The 624-nt window shown below is 75.6% G+C and carries 1 protein-coding gene; it reads right to left on the reverse strand.

All coding sequences use genetic code 11. From position 1 onward, the window contains the following. Window positions 1-112: 112 nt before the first annotated feature. On the reverse strand, window positions 113-624 hold a 512-nt coding region (locus tag AC2W7M_RS27000), incomplete at its 5' end, for a LysR substrate-binding domain-containing protein (RefSeq protein ID WP_486136311.1).

Genomic DNA, 624 nt, shown 5'->3' on the forward strand with positions numbered 1-624 from the left:
GCAGCACGGCGAGGCCGCAGCGGGACGGCAGCGCCGCGCCGCGGTCTCCGGCACGATGCCGACGCCGACCCCCGCCCCCGCCCACTGCGGCAGACGCCCCTCAGCGTGCGCATCAGAACCCGCAGCTTAACCTGCCCGCCGAGGGCGGCGGCGCGGGCGTCGAGATGCGCCGGCAGCGCCCCACCCATGAGGCCGACGAATGGCGCTCGAGCAGCTCCGCGAACGACACACGGGGCAGGCCGGCCAGGGGATCGCCACGCGACACCACGGCCACCAGCCGGTCGAGCGCGAATGGCCGCAAGATCAAGGCGCCAGTCTCGGCCGCGTCGGAGAGGATGCCGATGTCCGCGACGCCGGTGGCGATGCCGCGCGCGATCTCGGTGCTCTGGCGCTCCCTCAGATCCACGTCGATCTGCGGGTGGGCCGCCATCCAGGGGGCGAGCCGTTCGGGCAGGACTTCCGTGAGCGCCGCGGTGTTGGCGAGCACCCGCACGGTGGCGCGCAGGCCCTTGGCATGGCGCCCGAGTTCGCCGCGCATCTGCGCCATCTGGGCGAGGATGGTGCGGGCGTGGTGCGCCAGGGCCTCCCCGGCCGGCGTCGGCACCACGCCGCGCCGGCCCCGGT

The organism is Xanthobacter sp. BG11Y11_SDJG (assembly GCF_057364445.1).